The 18,921-nt window shown below is 54.6% G+C and carries 16 protein-coding genes; 9 read left to right on the forward strand and 7 right to left on the reverse strand.

From position 1 onward, the window contains the following. Positions 1 to 9: 9 nt before the first annotated feature. The 7 genes from yhdP to csrD all read right to left on the reverse strand — a co-directional run bounded on the left by yhdP (position 10) and on the right by csrD (position 10,749). Positions 10 to 3,813 (reverse strand): AsmA2 domain-containing protein YhdP, encoded by a 3,804-nt coding sequence (gene yhdP, locus JGF26_RS18235; protein WP_134708499.1) that lies wholly within the window; start codon positions 3,811 to 3,813, stop codon positions 10 to 12. Positions 3,814 to 3,854: 41 nt separating this feature from the next. Beyond that, on the reverse strand, positions 3,855 to 5,324 hold the full coding sequence (gene rng / locus JGF26_RS18240) for a ribonuclease G (RefSeq protein WP_049007546.1): 1,470 nt from the start codon (positions 5,322 to 5,324) through the stop codon (positions 3,855 to 3,857). Further along, the gene (locus tag JGF26_RS18245; protein ID WP_028016995.1) at positions 5,314 to 5,907 is read right to left on the reverse strand and encodes a nucleoside triphosphate pyrophosphatase; all 594 of its coding nucleotides are present in this window, start codon (positions 5,905 to 5,907) and stop codon (positions 5,314 to 5,316) included. Before JGF26_RS18245 ends, rng begins: the two co-directional genes overlap by 11 nt. A 9-nt stretch (positions 5,908 to 5,916) precedes the next feature. Next, entirely contained in the window at positions 5,917 to 6,405 is a 489-nt protein-coding gene (mreD, locus tag JGF26_RS18250) for a rod shape-determining protein MreD (RefSeq protein ID WP_028016994.1), read from the reverse strand. Continuing rightward, positions 6,405 to 7,421: a rod shape-determining protein MreC gene (gene mreC, locus JGF26_RS18255; protein ID WP_023309400.1), complete on the reverse strand. Its 1,017-nt coding sequence runs from the start codon at positions 7,419 to 7,421 to the stop codon at positions 6,405 to 6,407. The genes mreD and mreC overlap by 1 nt, the downstream gene beginning before the upstream one ends. Positions 7,422 to 7,482: 61 nt before the next feature. After that, the gene (gene mreB / locus JGF26_RS18260) at positions 7,483 to 8,526 is read right to left on the reverse strand and encodes a rod shape-determining protein MreB (protein WP_000913396.1); all 1,044 of its coding nucleotides are present in this window, start codon (positions 8,524 to 8,526) and stop codon (positions 7,483 to 7,485) included. Positions 8,527 to 8,808: 282 nt separating this feature from the next. Next, on the reverse strand, positions 8,809 to 10,749 hold the full coding sequence (gene csrD, locus JGF26_RS18265; protein ID WP_049007545.1) for an RNase E specificity factor CsrD: 1,941 nt from the start codon (positions 10,747 to 10,749) through the stop codon (positions 8,809 to 8,811). A gap of 182 nt (positions 10,750 to 10,931) precedes the next feature. On the opposite strand from csrD, the gene JGF26_RS18270 reads away from it, so the two are divergent. The 9 genes from JGF26_RS18270 (at position 10,932) to prmA (ending at position 18,800) form a co-directional block, all read left to right on the forward strand. Continuing rightward, entirely contained in the window at positions 10,932 to 11,906 is a 975-nt protein-coding gene (locus tag JGF26_RS18270; RefSeq protein WP_108091099.1) for an MDR family oxidoreductase, read from the forward strand. A 77-nt stretch (positions 11,907 to 11,983) separates the two neighbouring features. Then, positions 11,984 to 12,985 carry a protein-methionine-sulfoxide reductase catalytic subunit MsrP gene (msrP, locus tag JGF26_RS18275; RefSeq protein WP_028016991.1) on the forward strand — a complete coding sequence of 334 codons (1,002 nt, stop codon included), beginning with the start codon at positions 11,984 to 11,986 and terminating at the stop codon, positions 12,983 to 12,985. Further along, positions 12,986 to 13,585 (forward strand): protein-methionine-sulfoxide reductase heme-binding subunit MsrQ, encoded by a 600-nt coding sequence (msrQ, locus tag JGF26_RS18280; protein ID WP_028016990.1) that lies wholly within the window; start codon positions 12,986 to 12,988, stop codon positions 13,583 to 13,585. A 234-nt stretch (positions 13,586 to 13,819) separates the two neighbouring features. Further along, positions 13,820 to 14,272, forward strand: a complete 453-nt coding sequence (aroQ, locus tag JGF26_RS18285) for a type II 3-dehydroquinate dehydratase (protein ID WP_028016989.1) — start codon at positions 13,820 to 13,822, stop codon at positions 14,270 to 14,272. A 21-nt stretch (positions 14,273 to 14,293) separates the two neighbouring features. Further along, positions 14,294 to 14,755: an acetyl-CoA carboxylase biotin carboxyl carrier protein gene (gene accB / locus JGF26_RS18290; RefSeq protein WP_134708498.1), complete on the forward strand. Its 462-nt coding sequence runs from the start codon at positions 14,294 to 14,296 to the stop codon at positions 14,753 to 14,755. 10 nt (positions 14,756 to 14,765) lie between these two features. Continuing rightward, positions 14,766 to 16,115, forward strand: coding sequence for an acetyl-CoA carboxylase biotin carboxylase subunit (gene accC, locus JGF26_RS18295; protein WP_023333644.1), 1,350 nt, complete (start codon positions 14,766 to 14,768; stop codon positions 16,113 to 16,115). A gap of 108 nt (positions 16,116 to 16,223) precedes the next feature. Beyond that, complete coding sequence (locus JGF26_RS18300) at positions 16,224 to 16,466, forward strand: YhdT family protein (RefSeq protein WP_134708497.1); 243 nt, start codon at positions 16,224 to 16,226, stop codon at positions 16,464 to 16,466. After that, complete coding sequence (gene panF / locus JGF26_RS18305; protein ID WP_028016987.1) at positions 16,456 to 17,907, forward strand: sodium/pantothenate symporter; 1,452 nt, start codon at positions 16,456 to 16,458, stop codon at positions 17,905 to 17,907. The genes JGF26_RS18300 and panF overlap by 11 nt, the downstream gene beginning before the upstream one ends. 11 nt (positions 17,908 to 17,918) lie before the next feature. Further along, positions 17,919 to 18,800, forward strand: coding sequence for a 50S ribosomal protein L11 methyltransferase (gene prmA / locus JGF26_RS18310; protein ID WP_028016986.1), 882 nt, complete (start codon positions 17,919 to 17,921; stop codon positions 18,798 to 18,800). Positions 18,801 to 18,921: the final 121 nt, after the last annotated feature.

The following is an 18,921-nucleotide window of genomic DNA, read 5'->3' on the forward strand; positions in this document are numbered from 1 at the left end:
CACGTCAAATCATTGCTGTGCTTCTTTGCGCGGCTGGCGCAGCACTTCATTAATCTGCGGTTTATCTACCGGGCCGGTAATGTGGTAGCGCAGAATGGAAACCTTGCTCCATAGCGGACCCAGCACTTTACTGGCGGCAAACACCGCCGCACCAACAATCGGGTTCACCACAAAGGCCGCTGCCACGCCAACGCTCGCGGAAATTTCCGGTGCCACCACGGCTTCCATATCCAGCTCTCGACGCACGAGATTGACCGAGCCTTTCATCGCGATATCCGCTTCCAGGCCGTCCACCAGCGTGTCGTCCGTATGCAGAACGCCATCCTTGATCCACGCCGTGCTGCGAATGGAATCGTAGTAGAAACCTTCGCTGAATGTGTCACTGAAATCGAAGCGCAGCTTGCGCAGCAGCGCATCAAAACTCAGCAGACGCAGGATCTGCCCGGCGCGCCCCGTGCTCACGTCGGCGATTTCACCTTTACCGAAGCGGGTTTTCAGAATGCCATTGAGCGAGGCTTCATCCGGCGTCCACGGCGCGGCACGCCAGTGAAGATCGTAATCAACATCAAATGACGAACCGCGAAGCGGCGTGGTAATGCCAAAGAAATTGGCCGCGGCATCCAGCTTGTTGCCTTTAATGTCACCCTTCAGGGAGGTACGCTGCTCGCCCGGGTTATTCACCCATTCGCCTGCGGCCGTCATGCGTCCAAAACCGGTATCGACCAGGCCACCGGTGAGCGTGAGCGTATTTCCCTGAATAGCGAAATCACCGTCGATACGGCCATATTTTTGCCCCCACAGCCAGCATTCAGCACAGCGCAACTGGAGATCGGGCCAGCCGTTAAAATCGACGCGAGCGGTTTTACTCAGCGGTGACGTCTCTGCCGGTTTATCTTTCCCGATCGTGGTGCTTGCCGGGTTGTAGTAGAGATAGCGGATCGCCGCCTGCCACGGCGCATGATTGCGCATGGTCAGTGCGCCATTGATCTCTCTGCCCTGAGCCTCGACTTTCGTGCCGTTAGGCGTTGGCTGAGAGACAATACTCAGGTTGTTCCACTGCTGTCCCCCCAGCATTAGTGACGGCGTGCGTACGGTAATGGTCTGCGGGAACTGAGCGGTTTCATCAACGTTTTGTCCAACACCTTTCTGGAACAGCGCCAGCCACTCAGCACCGTCCAAAGGCGGGAGATTCAGCTCAATGCCAGTCTGTTCCGGCAGCGGCGGTGTCGAGCGGCTATCAGTTGTCCAGATGGCTTTGTCGAGAGTGAGTTTGCGGTTGAGCAGCCAGCGGCTGTTGAAGTGGTTTGTCCCGCCCGCGCTTCCGGTCAGCTCGAAGCTGTTCAGGTTACCATCGACGTTAAGCTTTACTGGCAGCGGCAGTCCGGCCTGTTTCTCCAGCGGCGCAGGTAGCTGACTATGAAGGTTTTTCAGGTCTCCCGTAATGTCGACCTTATAATGTGCGCCAGCGTGATAAGGCAGTTCGATTGCCACGTTCCCCTTCCAGGATGCCGAGCCATCCACTGACCCTTCAATCGGTCTCGGCAGGACATCCATACGCGCTGGCTGCCAGTTACCGTCGAGATTGACAGCCACCTGATACGCCTTTTCACCCTCGGTGGTCGTAAAGTCGATATTTACGGGCTGATTAAACCAGCTGGCAGTGAGCGGCTCGCTCTTCAGGTTACCGTTCACAAAGCTGAACTGCCCACTGAGATTTTTCAGCGTACTTTCAAGAGGTTTGATATACAGGCTGTTATTCTTCAGACGGACATCACCTTTGGCGGTGGTCATCTCACCGTCCAGCGGGATATCGAGATGTAAGCGAGCATTCACATCGCCATCAAGCTGCAGTTGCTGAAGCGTCGCCGCCAGCGACTCTTTCAACGGCGTCTCCTCAAAATACGGACCTACGGCTTTGCCCGGGCCGTTGATGTCGGCATCAATCAGCAGTTTCTCTTTTGAATAATCCGGGATGTTTGCCGTCAGATTGCTGGCCGTCACACCGCCCAGCGCGACGCTGTCTGACTTCATCCATAATCCGTCATTGAGGAAGTTAAGTTCGATATCCAGGTTTTTCAGCGCGGGCCAGCCCGGCTGGAACGCAAAGGTGGCGTTGTGCAACGGCACCAGGACCTGGAACTGACCTTCATTATGTTTGTACGGGAAAAGATGCGGGTTACCGCCATAGACCAGCGTGGCGTTCTCCGCCTGTCCGCCCTGGATCGCGCCGCTCAGATAGTCCACAAGCGCTTTCCCCATCAGGTTTTCCGGGAAATAGCGCCAGGCCTGAGAACCATCGTTGGTACTGATCCCGGCCAGAATACCCAACCATGGCTCATCACCTTCTGGTTGCAGATAGCGAAAATCACCGCGCGCATGCACGGCTTTGGCTTTTACGTCGATATGGCGGCCATCAAGCTGGAAGCCCTTATCGTTATTGAGCCAGTTAAGTACCGCACTGCCTTGTTCAATTTCCAGTGGCGCGCGGAAGACCGTCTCGTAAGGCATTTTGGCGTCATGCATATCGACCGTCAGCCTGCCGTTTTCTACGCTGCCTTCCAGCTTGCCGCTAAAGTGCTCCGCGCCCGGCAGTAACTTCCACTGCTTCCAGGCAAGATCTTTCCAGGTTGCCTGAAAACGGGTTTTTTCCGTCGCCTGGAGCGGAATATCCAGCGCCAGCGTATCGATCTTTCCGCTCGGCTGCGTGGCCAGCCAGATTTCCCCGAGATCTGAAGAGAGCTTCGTCGCCATTGAGCGCAGGCCTTCTATTGCGGCCAAATCCAGGTTACTGGCGCGAATACGCAACTCATCGCTGCGTTTACTTTCCACACCGCCGACATCCTGCTCAGGCATCCAGGCAAGCGTCAGCGCGCCGCGCGGCCACGGTTTGTTGTCCATGGTGATGCGCGTGTCTGGAATGGCAAACTGCCAGCCCCCTTTCTCCTGCGTCACGTGCGCGGTGAGGTTATCAACGGAAAGCTGATGCTGCTGTTTTTCTCCCTTCCAGCTCGCTCCCCCCTGCTTCAACCAGATATCACCGCTGGCAAATTCGCCTTTCGTCAGGGTCATCCAGCCTTCAAGGCTGAAACGGGCGGTTTCCAGCTGCATATTTTGCTGAAGCCAGTCTCCCAGCCACGGTTTTACATCCACATCGTCGGCCTGAAGCCATACCTTGCCGTTGTTGAGCAAGCCATCGTCGTCTCGCAGATCCATGCGTACCTGCATCACGCCGTGCTGACCGTTCAGACTGGAGAGATTCACCTGCCCCTCGGCGCGGTGTCGATCCTTGCCATTCAACCAGGTCAACTGGGGGATCGCCAGTTCAGCGCGCTGGCCAGAAAGGGTAATAAAGCTCACTTCGCTGTCACGAAGATCGAAATGATCGAACTGACGCAGGAAGAGATCGCTGAAACGGTTGGCTTCAAGACCCTGGCTACTGTCACCACCCGACAGCGGCGTATTGGTCAAAAACTGGAGTTGATAAAAGGTGAGATCGCGAAACTGCCAGCGAAGATGCAGCAGGCTTTGCCAGACGTCCAGCGCCAGGGTCACGCGTTTGATTTTCAGGTAGCCGCCATCTTTCAGGCTGGCGTTGATATCCCGGACATCGAGTGTCGGGCCAAAATTCTGCCAGTTAGCACTGATCTGGCTTACATCCACCGGCACCCCGGTAGTGGATTCGATTTTCGCCAGCAGCTGCGGACGCCAGCTGTCCAGATGCGGTAATACGAGGCGTAGCCCGCTCACGAGCAACGCGACAATCACGACCAGCGTTGCCCCTGTAAGCAATAAAATCCCCGGCAATCGCCTCACGCATCTCTCCTTGTCAGCATTCGTCACGCAGCGTACTGCGCTTACATCATCACGACGTCAAACTGCTCCTGGTTATAGAGCGGTTCAATTTGTACTTTTACCTGTTTGCCGACAAAGATTTCCACTTCCGCCAGCGCGTGCGACTCTTCGCCTTTCAACGCTTCAGCCACCGCAGGGGAAGCATAGACCAGAAAACGATCGGAGTCGTAGGCATGATGAACACGCACGACTTCGCGCATGATTTCGTAGCAGACGGTCTCAACCGTCTTTACCGTTCCGCGTCCATGGCAGGTTGGACATTCATTACACAGTACATGTTCAACGCTTTCACGGGTACGCTTACGCGTCATTTCCACCAGCCCGAGCTGCGAGAAGCCGTTGATGCTGGTTTTCACACGATCTTTACTCAGCGCCTGCTCCAGCGAGTGCAGCACGCGGCGGCGATGGTCTTCATTACTCATATCGATAAAGTCGATGATGATAATGCCGCCCAGGTTGCGCAGACGAAGCTGGCGCGCAATCGCCTGCGTCGCTTCGATGTTGGTATTGAAGATAGTGTCATCCAGGTTACGGTGACCAACAAACGCCCCGGTATTGATATCAACGGTGGTCATCGCTTCGGTCTGATCGATGATCAGATACCCACCAGACTTCAGTTCAACCTTGCGCTCAAGCGCACGCTGGATCTCGTTTTCGACATCATAGAGATCGAAGATCGGCTGACGCCCAGTGTAATGCTCCAGCAGGCCAGGCATCTCGGGGATATATTCAGCGGTAAACTCCAGCAGGGCTTCATAGGTCAGGCGGGAATCCACGCGAATACGGTCGAGCTGTGCATCGGCAAAATCACGCAGAACACGTTGAGCAAGCGCCAGCTCACCATAGAGCTGGTAGCGGGTCTGGTTGCGTTTTTTACGCTCCATCACCTTGGTCCAGACGCGCTTCAGGTAAGCCGCATCAGACGCCAGGTCTTCTTCGCTGATCCCTTCCGCTGCGGTACGGATGATAAACCCACCCTGTTCATCGCAGTAAGCGCTGACCACTTTCTTCAGACGCTCGCGCTCGGTTTCACTCTCAATACGCTGCGAAACGCCCACGTGCGATGCGCCGGGCATAAAGACCAGATAACGGGAAGGTAAAGTGATGTCGGTGGTCAGACGGGCACCTTTGGTGCCGAGGGGATCTTTCACCACCTGTACCATCAGATCCTGACCCTGACGCACCAGTTCAGAAATATCGCGGACGGCAAATTGCTTTTGCTCTTCACCTGCAACGCACTCGGTGTGCGGCATGATATCGGAGGCATGTAAAAATGCCGCCTTATCCAGTCCAATATCTACAAAAGCCGCCTGCATACCCGGTAGTACACGACTGACACGACCTTTGTAGATATTGCCTACTATTCCGCGTCGCGCTTCACGCTCAATATGAATTTCCTGAAGAATGCCACCATCAATGTAGGCCACACGGGTTTCCGATGGCGTTACGTTTACCAACAATTCAGCCGTCATAATTATCCCTTCCCTCACGCAGTGAGTTAAAATTGCTCAGCAACTCATACGTTTCCACCAGCGGTAAGCCGACTACGGCGTGATAGCTGCCATTAATCTTCCTGACAAAACAGCCACCCAGCCCCTGAATACCGTATGCACCTGCCTTATCCATCGGTTCACCGCTGGCAATGTAAGCGGTGATCTCGTCGTCGGTAAGTACTCTGAATGTCACATCCGTCACGACCAGGCAATCCAGCACGTTCTGGCTGTCTGCCAGTGCGACGGCCGTCATCACCTGATGCGTTTGCCCGGACATTTTGCGCAGCATACGCGCCGCATGATCGGCGTCGCGCGGTTTCTCAAGCACTTCACCGTTAAGAATAACGATGGTATCTGCCCCCAGCACCGGAAGGTCACGTGGCACACTGGCTACGCCAGCCTGCGCTTTCTCGCGCGCAAGGCGAGACACGTACTGTTGAGCACTTTCGCCCTCAGCACGTTTTTCTTCAATGCCGGTCACGATGCGTTCAAAAGATACCCCTAACTGCGTCAGGAGTTCCTGACGGCGCGGGGAGCCAGAAGCGAGATACAAAGACGTCATAGAAACCTTTTATTGCACGGCAAACTGCTGGCGAATCTTACGCATCAGCAGGAATAACCACGGCCAGAGCACACCGTTTACTACACTACTCCAGAACACTTCCGGTCGGAAAGAGACGTTGATCACTAAAAACTCTGCCCAGAAAACAACAATATCCGCAGCAAGCGACAACAACATCACCACCAGGGCCTGTTGCCAGAGCGCGAGGTTACGAAAGAGCTGGAATTTAAGTGCGACGAGGTACGCAATAATGCTCATGGACAACGCGCGCACGCCAAGCGTAGAGCCACTAATGAGATCCAGTATGGCACCCATCACAAAACCTGTTCCGACATTTACGCGATGCGGCAGGGCAAGGATCCAGTAGAGCAAAATGAGTAACACCCAGTTTGGCCGGAAAACAAGAATGTCATCCGGCCAGGGCATAACCTGCAGTAACAGCGCAATGAGAAACGAGAGCCAGATGACCCAGCGTCCCTGGCTACGATAACTTGCCACTACTGCCCTCCCGAAGAGAGTTTAGGCGGTGGTGGCGCATCCGGCAGCGGCTGCGTTAATCCTGTTGCTGGCGCCGGGACTGGCGCAGGCGGCCCCATGGAATCCGCAGGCGGGAGAACCTGCGGCATCATCTGCATCAGACGCTCATTCGCCACACGATGCACCTCTTCAGGCGTCATCGGATTAGCACCATTACGATCGGCGCCCCACAGCAGCAGCAGATAGCGCAGACGCTGTAAACCTGCGGTTGGACGCGCCTGAATCACGGTATAGGCACGCTGAGTATCGAGCTTCACCGAAGAGACCACCGCAACCGGATAGCCTTCAGGGAAACGTCCACCCAGACCGGAGGTCACCAGAACGTCACCGACACGGATATCCGTGTTCGCTGGCAGGTGTTCCAATTGCAGATCGTCCGTACAACCGTTACCGGCGGCGATCACGCGAATGTCATTACGCAGGACCTGAATCGGCAGCGCATGGGTAGCATCGCAAATCAGCAGAACGCGGCTGGTCAGTTTGGCCACGGCAACAACCTGGCCCACAACGCCTTTATCACTGATGACTGGCTGACCTTCATACACACCGTTCACGCTACCTTTGTCGATCACAACCTGATCGCTGTAAGGATCGTTTACGGTGGAGATCACCTGCGTCACCATCTTCTGCTCATCCTGACGCAGCGGCGAGCCGAGCAGTTCACGCAGACGCGCGTTTTCCTGCTTGTATTGCCCCAGCATCAGCAGCTCGCTGTTTTTCAGCAGCAGTTCCTGGCGTAGCGCCCGGTTTTCGAGTTCGAGTTGGTCACGCGAAGACAGCGTTTGAGAAACGGAGTCGAGTAGTTCACGGGGACCATTTGATACAAAGTAGAAAGGACTGACGGCGGTATCCATGTACGTTCTGATCTGACTGAACGTACCGAGGCGGCTATCGGCAATAATGACCCCAAGCGCCACCAGAACCGCCAGAATGAGGCGAAACTGTAGCGATGGGCCACGGCTAAAAATTGGCTTCATAGGCTATGCGTATTCTCGCGTCAGAGAGAAAGGGTAGCGATGCGCTACCCTTTCACAATGACTACTCTTCGCTGAACAAGTCGCCGCCGTGCATGTCGATCATTTCCAGCGCCTTGCCACCACCACGGGCGACGCAAGTCAGTGGATCTTCTGCAACTACGACAGGAATACCTGTCTCTTCCATTAACAGGCGGTCGAGGTTACGCAGCAGCGCACCACCACCGGTCAGAACCATACCGCGCTCGGAGATATCGGACGCCAGTTCTGGCGGGCACTGTTCCAGCGCAACCATTACCGCGCTTACGATGCCGGTCAGCGGTTCCTGCAGTGCTTCCAGAATTTCGTTGGAGTTCAGGGTGAAGCCACGTGGAACACCTTCCGCCAGGTTACGGCCGCGTACTTCAATCTCACGCACTTCATCGCCCGGATACGCAGAGCCGATTTCGTGTTTGATACGCTCTGCAGTGGCTTCACCGATCAGAGAGCCGTAGTTACGGCGCACATAATTAATGATGGCTTCATCGAAGCGGTCACCACCGATACGTACAGAAGAGGAGTAGACCACACCGTTCAGAGAGATAACGGCGACTTCAGTGGTACCACCACCGATATCCACCACCATTGAACCCGTTGCTTCAGACACAGGCAGACCTGCACCAATTGCCGCAGCCATTGGCTCTTCAATCAGGAACACTTCACGAGCACCTGCACCCTGGGCAGATTCACGGATTGCGCGACGCTCAACCTGGGTTGCGCCAACCGGCACACATACCAGAACACGCGGGCTTGGGCGCATGAAGCTGTTGCTGTGAACCTGCTTGATGAAGTGCTGAAGCATTTTTTCAGTCACGAAGAAGTCAGCGATAACGCCGTCTTTCATTGGGCGAATGGCGGCGATGTTGCCAGGGGTACGACCCAGCATCTGCTTCGCGTCATGACCCACTGCAGCGACGCTTTTCGGCGAGCCTGCACGATCCTGACGAATGGCCACAACAGAAGGCTCATTCAATACGATGCCTTGTCCTTTTACATAAATAAGGGTATTCGCGGTACCCAGGTCAATGGACAGGTCATTGGAAAACATGCCACGAAATTTTTTCAACATACTAAGGGATAATCCTGAAAGCTGGGGCGGAAAACAAAATCCGCTTACTTTACCAACCACACGCAGCAGCGACAAGGCGCAAAAATCATCTGCAACGGTGAAAATTTGTGCAGTACGTTTCCTGATGTTACAAAATTGATCCCTGATTCCCTCAGGACTGAGTCAACAGCAGCGTCCCTCACTGACATTTGTAACCCGTTAAAGGTCGTTCACTGGCTTTTTGCTCGACATACTCAAAGCTACAGGCGCGATATTCTACGTGAAAACAGCGTAAACGGCAGGTCAAACAGAGTATCTTTGCAAATATTTTTTCACGTTGGTGTCAAGCGGCTGAGAGGCGGCAAAAAAATCCCCCTGACCACCGGTAACACCGCGCTCTGTTAACATCTGCCATTCGCCTCTGGAGCGCACACCTGTGGCAAAAACTTGCGTTCGCGTTCCCTTGCACGCTTCAACCAGACTCTGTACCAGCAGCTGGTTTTCCGTGCGCTTCTCAATATTCCTCACCAACCCCGGATGTAGCTTTAATAACTCCACATCCAGCTCTTTGATCCAGTTAGTACTGACCAGCGTTAACCCGGCATGCGTAACGGCTACACGCGAGCCGAGCGCATTGATCAAACGTACCACCGGGCGCAACCGGCTGATGTGTTGACCTACATCCGCCTCAGCAAGTTCAAAAATAATATGTTTGCGTTGCGATTTTTCGCATTGCATTAATGTATCACGCAGCCAGCGCTGAAAACGTGGGCGTATTAACGACTCTACGGTGACCTGTAATGCCAGGGTTTCTTCAGGCCAGAAGGATAAAAAAGGAATCAAGCGGCTAATTTGCTGCCGGTCATACTCTTCGGATAGCCCAAATTGCAGTACCATCGGCAGATATTCCGCAGAGATGACTTCTTCTGTGCCGTCAAAAATACGGCACATCAATTCACGGTGATGGACATGACCGTTTTTCATGACTGCAGGTTTTTGATAAATACGTGGCCCGCCGCGGCTGAGCATTTGCTCGATCAGCGTTCGCCAGCGCACATTGCCACGCCCTTTTTCCGGCAGCGAGTCGTCATAAACCGCCCATCCGTTCGCCCCTTGTAACACGGCGTTGCGGGTCGCCGCTTCCGCGTGTTCCATCACTTGTTCTGTTGATTGCCCGCCGCGCCAGGCACAGATCCCCATATGCACCATATCGTCCCTGTCGAGCATTTTGCTCTGCGGCAGCGCATCCACCGCCTTCAGCAGCTGGCTGGCGATGCTTTCCGACTCCTTCAACGTGCGATGCGGCAACAATACGGCAAAATCGCTGCGGTGATATCGGGCCAGCAGTGCCCCCGGGTAACGCATAATAAAGGTGGAGAGCAGGTTGATTAGCGTAAAGAGATTTTCTTCCGCAACCCGCTGTCCCCAGGTGTCGCGCAGGAGATCGAAGTCAGGCAGGCGAACCATCATTACCACCCCGTGCGTCCCCACCTTTTCCGGGTCCTCAAGCAACGTGGCCAGTTGGTTGTCAAAGAACAGGCGGTTGTTAAGGCCGGTTTTATTATCCTGGGCGGCATAAGAGCGGATCAGCGTATCCATACGGCTGCGCTGGTCACTGGCGAACTGGATTTCTGAGAGCAGCGTATCCAGCGCGCTACTGGCGCGTGCAGGCCATTCATGGACTGAACCACGCACCTGCGGACCGCGTTCACCGTTAAGGATCCGCACGGAGCGCACCTCCAGCAGTTCCTGACCGGAGAGCTGGCGGCGCAGCCAGCGGACAGCAAGAAAAATAAGCAGGACGATAAACGCAACAGCAACGGTGAGAGGCGCAGTGGTCATCATGGAGCGGAAATAACTGGCCATCGGATCAAGGTAGACCATGTGCAGGGTCATCCCAGGATTTTTAAGCGAGTGCACAGTCACTTCCCGATACTGGCTCACCACACCTGCCGGCCGATAACTTTCCTGCCGTATATGGCTAAAAACCCGATGCTTTCCCTGCTGAATGTCTATCTGAACAATATCAACAGGTGCCATCAACTCATCCAGTTCACGGGAAAGTGCCGGCAGCGGCGTCGTCAGCAGACGAACATCAATCACCGAAGCAACAGCCTGGACCCGGTTGACCAGCTTGTCCTGAATGGCGTTATAAAAGCTCAGAGAGCAGCCAAGCAGCGTGACAAAAATGGTAAGCCCCGTCAGCAAGGTGATAAAAGCTGAGAACTTCGTCGTTAATCGCATCCTTGAGATTACTCCGTAGGTTGATGGGGTAGCGAGTAAGCGCTAACTTGCATTTCAAATGCGGCATACTATCAAATCGGCTGTAACTGGCAATTTATTGCGTTAAATCGACATTGCTTTTCCCTGAGCGAGTATAGTCTTCAGAAATTATTTTCCAATCATCCGAGTCATGAGGACCCCGTATGCAGGCTTTGATCTTAGAACAGCAGGACGGCAAAACGCTTGCCTCAGTGCAACCCGTTGAAAAGAGTCGCTTACCGGAAGGCGAAGTCACCGTCGACATCGACTGGTCCAGTTTAAATTATAAAGATGCACTGGCTATCACCGGCAAAGGGAAAATCATCCGAAATTTCCCTATGGTACCCGGTATTGATTTTGCTGGTCGGGTTCATACCAGCGAAGATCCGCGTTTCCATACCGGCCAGCAGGTATTGCTCACCGGCTGGGGCGTAGGTGAAAACCACTGGGGTGGTCTGGCAACGCAGGCGCGTGTTAAGGGTGACTGGCTGGTCCCCATGCCGAAGGGGATGGATGGCCGCAAAGCAATGATCATTGGTACGGCAGGCTTTACCGCCATGCTGTGCGTGATGGCGCTGGAAGATGCGGGCATCCGCCCGGAATCGGGTGAAATTGTCGTGACCGGCGCCAGCGGTGGCGTGGGTAGCACAGCAGTCACGCTGCTGCACAAACTGGGTTATCAGGTCGCCGCTGTTTCTGGTCGTGAAAGCACCCACGATTACCTGCGCCAGCTCGGCGCTAACCGCATACTTGGCCGCGACGAGTTTGCCGAAACCCGCCCACTGGAAAAACAGGTCTGGGCAGGGGCGGTGGATACCGTCGGTGACAAAGTGTTGGCGAAAGTGCTGGCGCAGATGAATTATGGCGGCTGCGTTGCAGCTTGCGGTCTGGCAGGAGGATTTGCCCTGCCAACGACGGTGATGCCATTCATATTGCGTAACGTTCGCCTGCAGGGGATCGATTCCGTGATGACGCCAGCGGCCCGTCGTCATGAAGCCTGGGAACGCCTGGTGCGCGATCTGCCTGAATCCTTCTATACCCAGAGCGCAACGGAAATTAGCCTCAGCCAGGCACCGGAATATGCCAGTAAGATCATGGACAACCAGTTCCACGGTCGCGCGCTGGTGAAAATTGCCTAATCTTCAAATTTTCGTGACATATTCGCGCGAATCCTTCTCCTCCGTCATGCTTAGAAAAACGCATGACGGAGGATGCCATGAAAAATAGAAAACTGACGGAAGCCGACGTAACGTCTGAATCTGTCTTTATGTTACAGCGCCGCCAGATCCTGAAAATGCTCGGTATCAGCGCTACCGCACTGACGCTTTCCCCAACGGCACACGCCGACCTGCTCGACTGGTTTAAAGGCAACGACAGGCCGAAAGCCCCTTCCGGCGCACCACTCACCTTTACCAAACCGGCCCAGTGGCAAAACACGTTGACGCTCACACCGGAAGATAAAGTCACCGGCTATAACAACTTCTACGAATTCGGCCTCGACAAGGCCGATCCTGCCGCCAATGCGGGAAGCCTCAAAACCGATCCGTGGACGTTGAAAATTGAAGGTGAAGTGGCAAAACCCCTGACGCTGGACCATCACGAACTCACCACCCGCTTCCCGCTCGAAGAGCGTATCTACCGCATGCGGTGTGTGGAAGCCTGGTCGATGGTGGTGCCGTGGATCGGCTTCCCGCTGCATAAACTGCTGGCAATGGCGGAGCCCACCAGCAACGCAAAATATGTCGCTTTCCAGACGCGTTATGCTCCTGACGAGATGCCTGGGCAGAAAGACCGGTTTATCGGCGGCGGGCTTGATTATCCTTATGTAGAAGGGTTACGCCTCGACGAAGCGATGCATCCGCTTACCCTGCTGACCGTTGGCGTTTACGGCAAAGCGCTTCCACCGCAAAACGGTGCCCCCATTCGTTTAACCGTACCGTGGAAATATGGTTTCAAAGGGATTAAATCTATTGTCAGCATTAAGCTCACCCGCGAACGTCCGCCAACCACCTGGAATCTGGCCGCACCGGGCGAATACGGTTTCTTCGCCAATGTGAACCCGCATGTGGATCATCCACGCTGGTCGCAGGCAACCGAGCGTTTTATCGGTTCCGGCGGTGCGCTGGACGTGAAGCGCCAACCGACGCTGCTGTTTAACGGTTATGCGGATGAAGTGGCTTCACTTTACCGTGGTCTCAATTTACGGGAGAACTTCTGAGTGCGTTTAACGGCAAAGCAGATAACCTGGCTGAAAGTGCTGCTCCACTTAGCCGGGTTGCTTCCTTTCATCTGGCTGTTCTGGGCCGTCAGCCAGGGACTCTTTAGTGCCGACCCGGCAAAGGATATCCAGCACTTTACGGGTAGGATGGCTCTGAAATTCTTGCTGGCAACCTTGCTCGTCTCGCCGCTGGCGCGCTACGCTAAACAGCCATTATTGATACGAACTCGTCGGCTTTTGGGGCTATGGTGTTTTGCCTGGGCGACGCTGCATCTCACCAGCTACGCCCTACTGGAACTGGGAATTAACAATCTGACACTGCTTGGCCGTGAACTGGTGACGCGTCCTTATCTGACGCTGGGTATCGTGAGCTGGCTGGTTTTACTGGCGCTAGCACTGACATCCACGCAGTATGCACAGCGAAAACTGGGCAGGCGCTGGCAACTTCTGCACAACTTCGTCTATCTTGTCGCGATCCTCGCACCCATTCATTATCTATGGTCGGTGAAGATCCTCTCGCCCCAGCCAATCCTGTATGCGCTGGCGGCCGTGGCGCTTTTAGCATGGCGTTACAAGAAGTTCCGCCAGTGGTTGCGATAGTTCGCGAAACTGTGCGTTTTCCCGCAGATTACCCGTCAACCGCAAATCTTTTTCGGATAGCGGTTGATAATCTTCCCTGATAAGACCAGTATTTAGCTGCCAAATGCTACGAAATCGTTATAATGTGCGACTTTGGTTCCCCTGACAGCAGGTTTAGGCCTCTGAAAAGGTGACAATTGCGTTTCGAAGGTATATTTTGTTTTTTACCGGAAAATCGCAGGAGATAGCAGCACAATGGCTGATAAATTCCATATCTTAGTTTTAAACGGACCGAACCTGAACATGCTCGGTACCCGCGAGCCAGAGAAGTACGGCACGCTGACATTGGGTGAAATTGTTAACCGTCTGGGAACGGAAGCAGCGTCGCTCAATGTGGATTTGGATCATTTTCAGTCAAACGCGGAGTACGCACTCATCGACCGTATTCATCAGGCTAAAGACAATGTGGACTATATCCTGATCAATCCGGCCGCGTTTACGCACACCAGTGTTGCTATCCGCGACGCACTGCTCGCGGTGAGTATCCCGTTTATCGAGATCCACCTGAGTAACGTGCACGCCCGAGAGCCGTTCCGCCACCATTCGTATCTGTCGGATATCGCTGCCGGCGTTATCTGCGGACTGGGTGCTGACGGCTATTCATACGCTTTACAGACAGCGGTAAAACGCTTGTCACAATCAAACTAAACAAGAGTACGGAACCCACTCATGGATATTCGTAAGATTAAAAAACTGATCGAGCTGGTTGAAGAATCAGGCATCTCCGAACTGGAAATTTCTGAAGGCGAAGAGTCTGTACGCATCAGCCGTGCAGCACCAGCCGCTAGCTTCCCGGTAATGCAGCAAGCTTATGCTGCGCCAGTGCAGCAGCCTGTGCTCTCCGCAGCCGTTGCGCCAGCAGCTGAAGCCGCACCTGCCGCTGCAGCAGAAATCAGTGGTCACATCGTACGTTCCCCAATGGTTGGTACTTTCTACCGCACCCCGAGCCCGGACGCGAAGGCGTTCATCGAAGTGGGTCAGAAAGTCAACGTAGGCGATACCCTGTGCATCGTTGAAGCGATGAAAATGATGAACCAGATCGAAGCAGACAAATCAGGTACTGTGAAAGCGATTCTGGTCGAAAGTGGTCAGCCGGTTGAATTTGACGAGCCGCTGGTCGTCATCGAGTAACGAGGCGAACATGCTGGATAAAATTGTTATCGCCAACCGCGGCGAGATCGCACTGCGTATTCTTCGTGCCTGTAAAGAACTGGGCATCAAGACTGTCGCTGTGCACTCAAGCGCGGATCGCGATTTAAAACACGTATTGCTGGCGGATGAGACGGTCTGTATTGGCCCGGCTCCGTCCGTAAAAAGCTATCTGAACATCCCGGCTATCATCAGCGCCGCTGAAATCACCGGCGCGGTGGCAATTCATCCGGGTTACGGCTTCCTCTCTGAGAATGCCAACTTTGCTGAGCAGGTTGAACGCTCTGGCTTTATCTTCATCGGCCCGAAAGCTGACACCATTCGCCTGATGGGCGACAAAGTGTCTGCCATCACCGCAATGAAAAAAGCCGGTGTTCCAACCGTACCAGGTTCTGACGGCCCTCTGACCGACGATATGGATGCTAACCGTGCTCATGCTAAACGCATTGGCTACCCGGTGATCATCAAGGCGTCCGGCGGCGGCGGCGGTCGCGGTATGCGCGTTGTGCGCAGCGACGCTGAACTGGCTCAGTCCATCTCCATGACCAAAGCTGAAGCGAAAGCCGCTTTCAGCAACGACATGGTGTACATGGAAAAATACCTCGAAAACCCACGTCACATCGAAATTCAGGTGCTGGCTGACGGTCAGGGTAACGCAATCTATCTGGCAGAACGTGACTGTTCCATGCAGCGTCGTCACCAGAAAGTGGTTGAAGAAGCACCCGCGCCGGGTATTACCCCGGAACTGCGTCGCTACATCGGCGAGCGTTGCTCCAAGGCGTGTGTCGATATCGGCTATCGCGGTGCAGGTACCTTCGAGTTCCTGTTCGAAAACGGCGAGTTCTACTTCATTGAGATGAACACCCGTATTCAGGTTGAACACCCGGTTACCGAAATGATCACCGGCGTTGACCTGATCAAAGAACAGCTGCGTATCGCTGCAGGCCAGCCGCTGTCCATCAAGCAGGAAGAAGTTGTGGTGAAAGGCCATGCGGTAGAATGCCGTATCAACGCCGAAGACCCGAACACCTTCCTGCCAAGCCCGGGTAAAATCACGCGTTTCCACGCGCCGGGTGGCTTTGGTGTACGCTGGGAGTCACATATCTACGCTGGTTACACCGTACCGCCGTACTATGACTCAATGATCGGCAAGCTTATCTGCTACGGCGAAAACCGTGACGTGGCGATTGCCCGCATGAAAAATGCCCTGCAGGAGCTGATCATCGACGGTATCAAAACCAACGTTGATCTGCAGATGCGCATCATGAGCGACGAGCACTTCCAGAATGGTGGAACCAACATCCACTATCTGGAGAAGAAACTCGGTCTGAACGAGAAGTAATACAGCATCTTTGCGAAAAGGCCGGATTATCCGGCCTTTTTTATTTCTGGGGCCTGGAAAGCCTCATCATGTACAATCCCCGCTTTCTTCATCCACAAGGGACAAAAAATGGACAAACGTTTTGTTCAGGCCCATAAAGAAGCGCGCTGGGCGCTGTGGCTGACCCTTCTTTATCTCGCAGCATGGTTAGTAACCGCTTACTTACCAGATTCAACAGCAGGTATTACCGGCCTGCCGCACTGGTTTGAAATGGCGTGCCTGCTGGTACCACTGGTTTTCATTCTCCTCAGTTGGTTTATGGTGCGCTTTATCTTCCGCGATTTCCCGCTGGAGGATAGTGATGCAAACTGAAATCATCACCGTGCTGGTTGTCTATTTGATCGTCGTGTTTGGCCTCTCTTTCTATGCCATGCGCAAACGCAGTACCGGATCGTTTCTGAGCGAATATTTCCTCGGCAGCCGTTCGATGGGCGGGTTTGTGCTGGCGATGACGCTGACCGCGACTTACGTGAGCGCCAGTTCGTTTATCGGCGGGCCAGGAGCCGCATACAAATATGGCCTGGGCTGGGTATTACTGGCCATGATTCAGGTGCCCACCATCTGGTTGTCGCTGGGCGTTCTGGGCAAAAAATTTGCCATCCTTGCCCGTCGCTATAACGCCATAACGCTGAACGACATGCTGCAGGCTCGTTATCAAAGCCGCGCGGTGGTCTGGATTGCCAGTATCAGCCTGATTGTCGCCTTCGTTGGCGCCATTGCCGTTCAGTTTATTGGCGGCGCGCGCCTGCTGGAAACGGCAGCGGGTATCAAGTACGAGACTGGCTTGCTCATCTTCGGGATCACGATTGCGCTGTACACCGCGTTTGGCGGTTTCCGCGCCAGCGTGCTGAACGACACGATGCAGGGCATGGTGATGTTGATAGGCACTCTGGTGCTGCTGGTTGGCGTCATCTACGCGGCAGGCGGTTTACACAATGCGGTAGAAACGCTTGAGCAGATTGACCCGAAACTGGTCAGCCCCCACGGTGCTGATGATATTCTGACACCCGCGTTTATGACCTCCTTCTGGGTGCTGGTCTGCTTTGGCGTGATCGGTTTGCCGCACACCGCCGTGCGCTGTATCTCCTATAAAGACAGCAAAGCCGTTCATCGGGGGATTGTGATTGGTACCGTCGTTGTCGCCCTTCTGATGCTGGGTATGCATCTGGCGGGCGCGCTCGGACGGGCCGTATTACCTCACCTGACCGTGCCGGATCAGGTGATCCCAACGCTGATGGTACAGGTTCTGCCGCCGTGGGCCGCCGGGTTGTTCCTTGCGGCACCGATGGCAGCGATCATGTCCAACGTTAACGCGCACCTGCTTCAGGCTTCCGCCACCATCATCAAAGATCTGTGGCTTAGCGCGCGTCCGGCTAAAATGCATAATGAGCAGAAGCTGAAACGCATCTCAACCTGGACCACGCTGGTGCTCGGCATTCTGATGATGCTCGCCGCATGGCGTCCGCCTGAGATGATCATCTGGCTGAACCTGCTGGCATTTGGTGGGCTTGAAGCCGTATTCCTGTGGCCGCTGGTGTTAGGGCTCTACTGGGAGCGAGCAAATGCTGCGGGCGCGCTGAGCGGCATGATTGTCGGCGGTGTGCTGTATGCCGTCCTCGCAACGTTTAAGATTCAGTACCTGGGCTTCCATCCGATTGTGCCTTCGTTACTGCTAAGTTTACTGGCGTTTGTGGTGGGGAACCGTTTTGGTCAGCCCGTCCCACAACCCGCTATGATTTCTACTGATAAATAAAGAGTTTTGCCATGCCGTGGATCCAACTAAAACTGAATACAACTGGCGCAAACGCCGAAGAGCTGAGCGATGCGTTGATGGAGGCCGGCTCGGTTTCCATCACCTTCCAGGACACGCATGACACGCCTGTCTTCGAGCCACTGCCGGGCGAAACCCGCCTGTGGGGTGATACCGACGTTATTGGCCTGTTTGATGCCGAAACCGACATGAAAGAGGTCGTCGCAATTCTGGAAAACCATCCTCTGCTCGGCGTGGGTTTTGTGCACAAAATCGAACAGCTGGAAGACAAAGACTGGGAACGCGAGTGGATGGATAACTTCCACCCTATGCAGTTCGGCAAACGTCTGTGGATCTGCCCAAGCTGGCGCGACGTTCCGGATGAGAACGCGGTTAACGTGATGCTCGATCCGGGCCTGGCATTTGGTACCGGCACTCACCCAACTACCTCCCTGTGCCTGCAGTGGCTGGATGGTCTGGATCTGGACGGCAAGACGGTGATCGACTTCGGTTGCGGATCCGGGATCCTGGCCATTGCGGCACTGAAACTGGGTGCAGCAAAAGCCATCGGGATCGATATCGATCCGCAGGCCATTCAGGCCAGCCGTGATAACGCCGAACGCAACGGTGTCTCCGATCGTCTGGAACTGTATCTGCCGGATGCGCAGCCAGAAGCCATGAAAGCCGATGTGGTGGTCGCAAACATTCTGGCAGGCCCATTACGCGAACTGGCTCCGTTAATCAGCGTGCTGCCCGTTGAGGGCGGTCTGCTTGGACTTTCGGGTATCCTGGCAAGCCAGGCGGATAGCGTTTGCGAAGCCTATGCCGATCTCTTTGCGCTCGACCCGGTGGTGGAGAAAGAAGAGTGGTGTCGTATTACCGGCCGTAAAAAATAAGCCCTGGGCGTGGTCATCAGGCCACGCCTTATCTCGTTTTGCTGCATAAAACCGCCTCCCTCTTCTCTGAATATCTTGTCCTAAAATGAGAGCCAGATCTCAAAGATGGCGGTAAAACTGT

The organism is Enterobacter sp. E1 (assembly GCF_016809815.1).
In the GTDB taxonomy this organism is placed as follows: domain Bacteria; phylum Pseudomonadota; class Gammaproteobacteria; order Enterobacterales; family Enterobacteriaceae; genus Enterobacter; species Enterobacter adelaidei.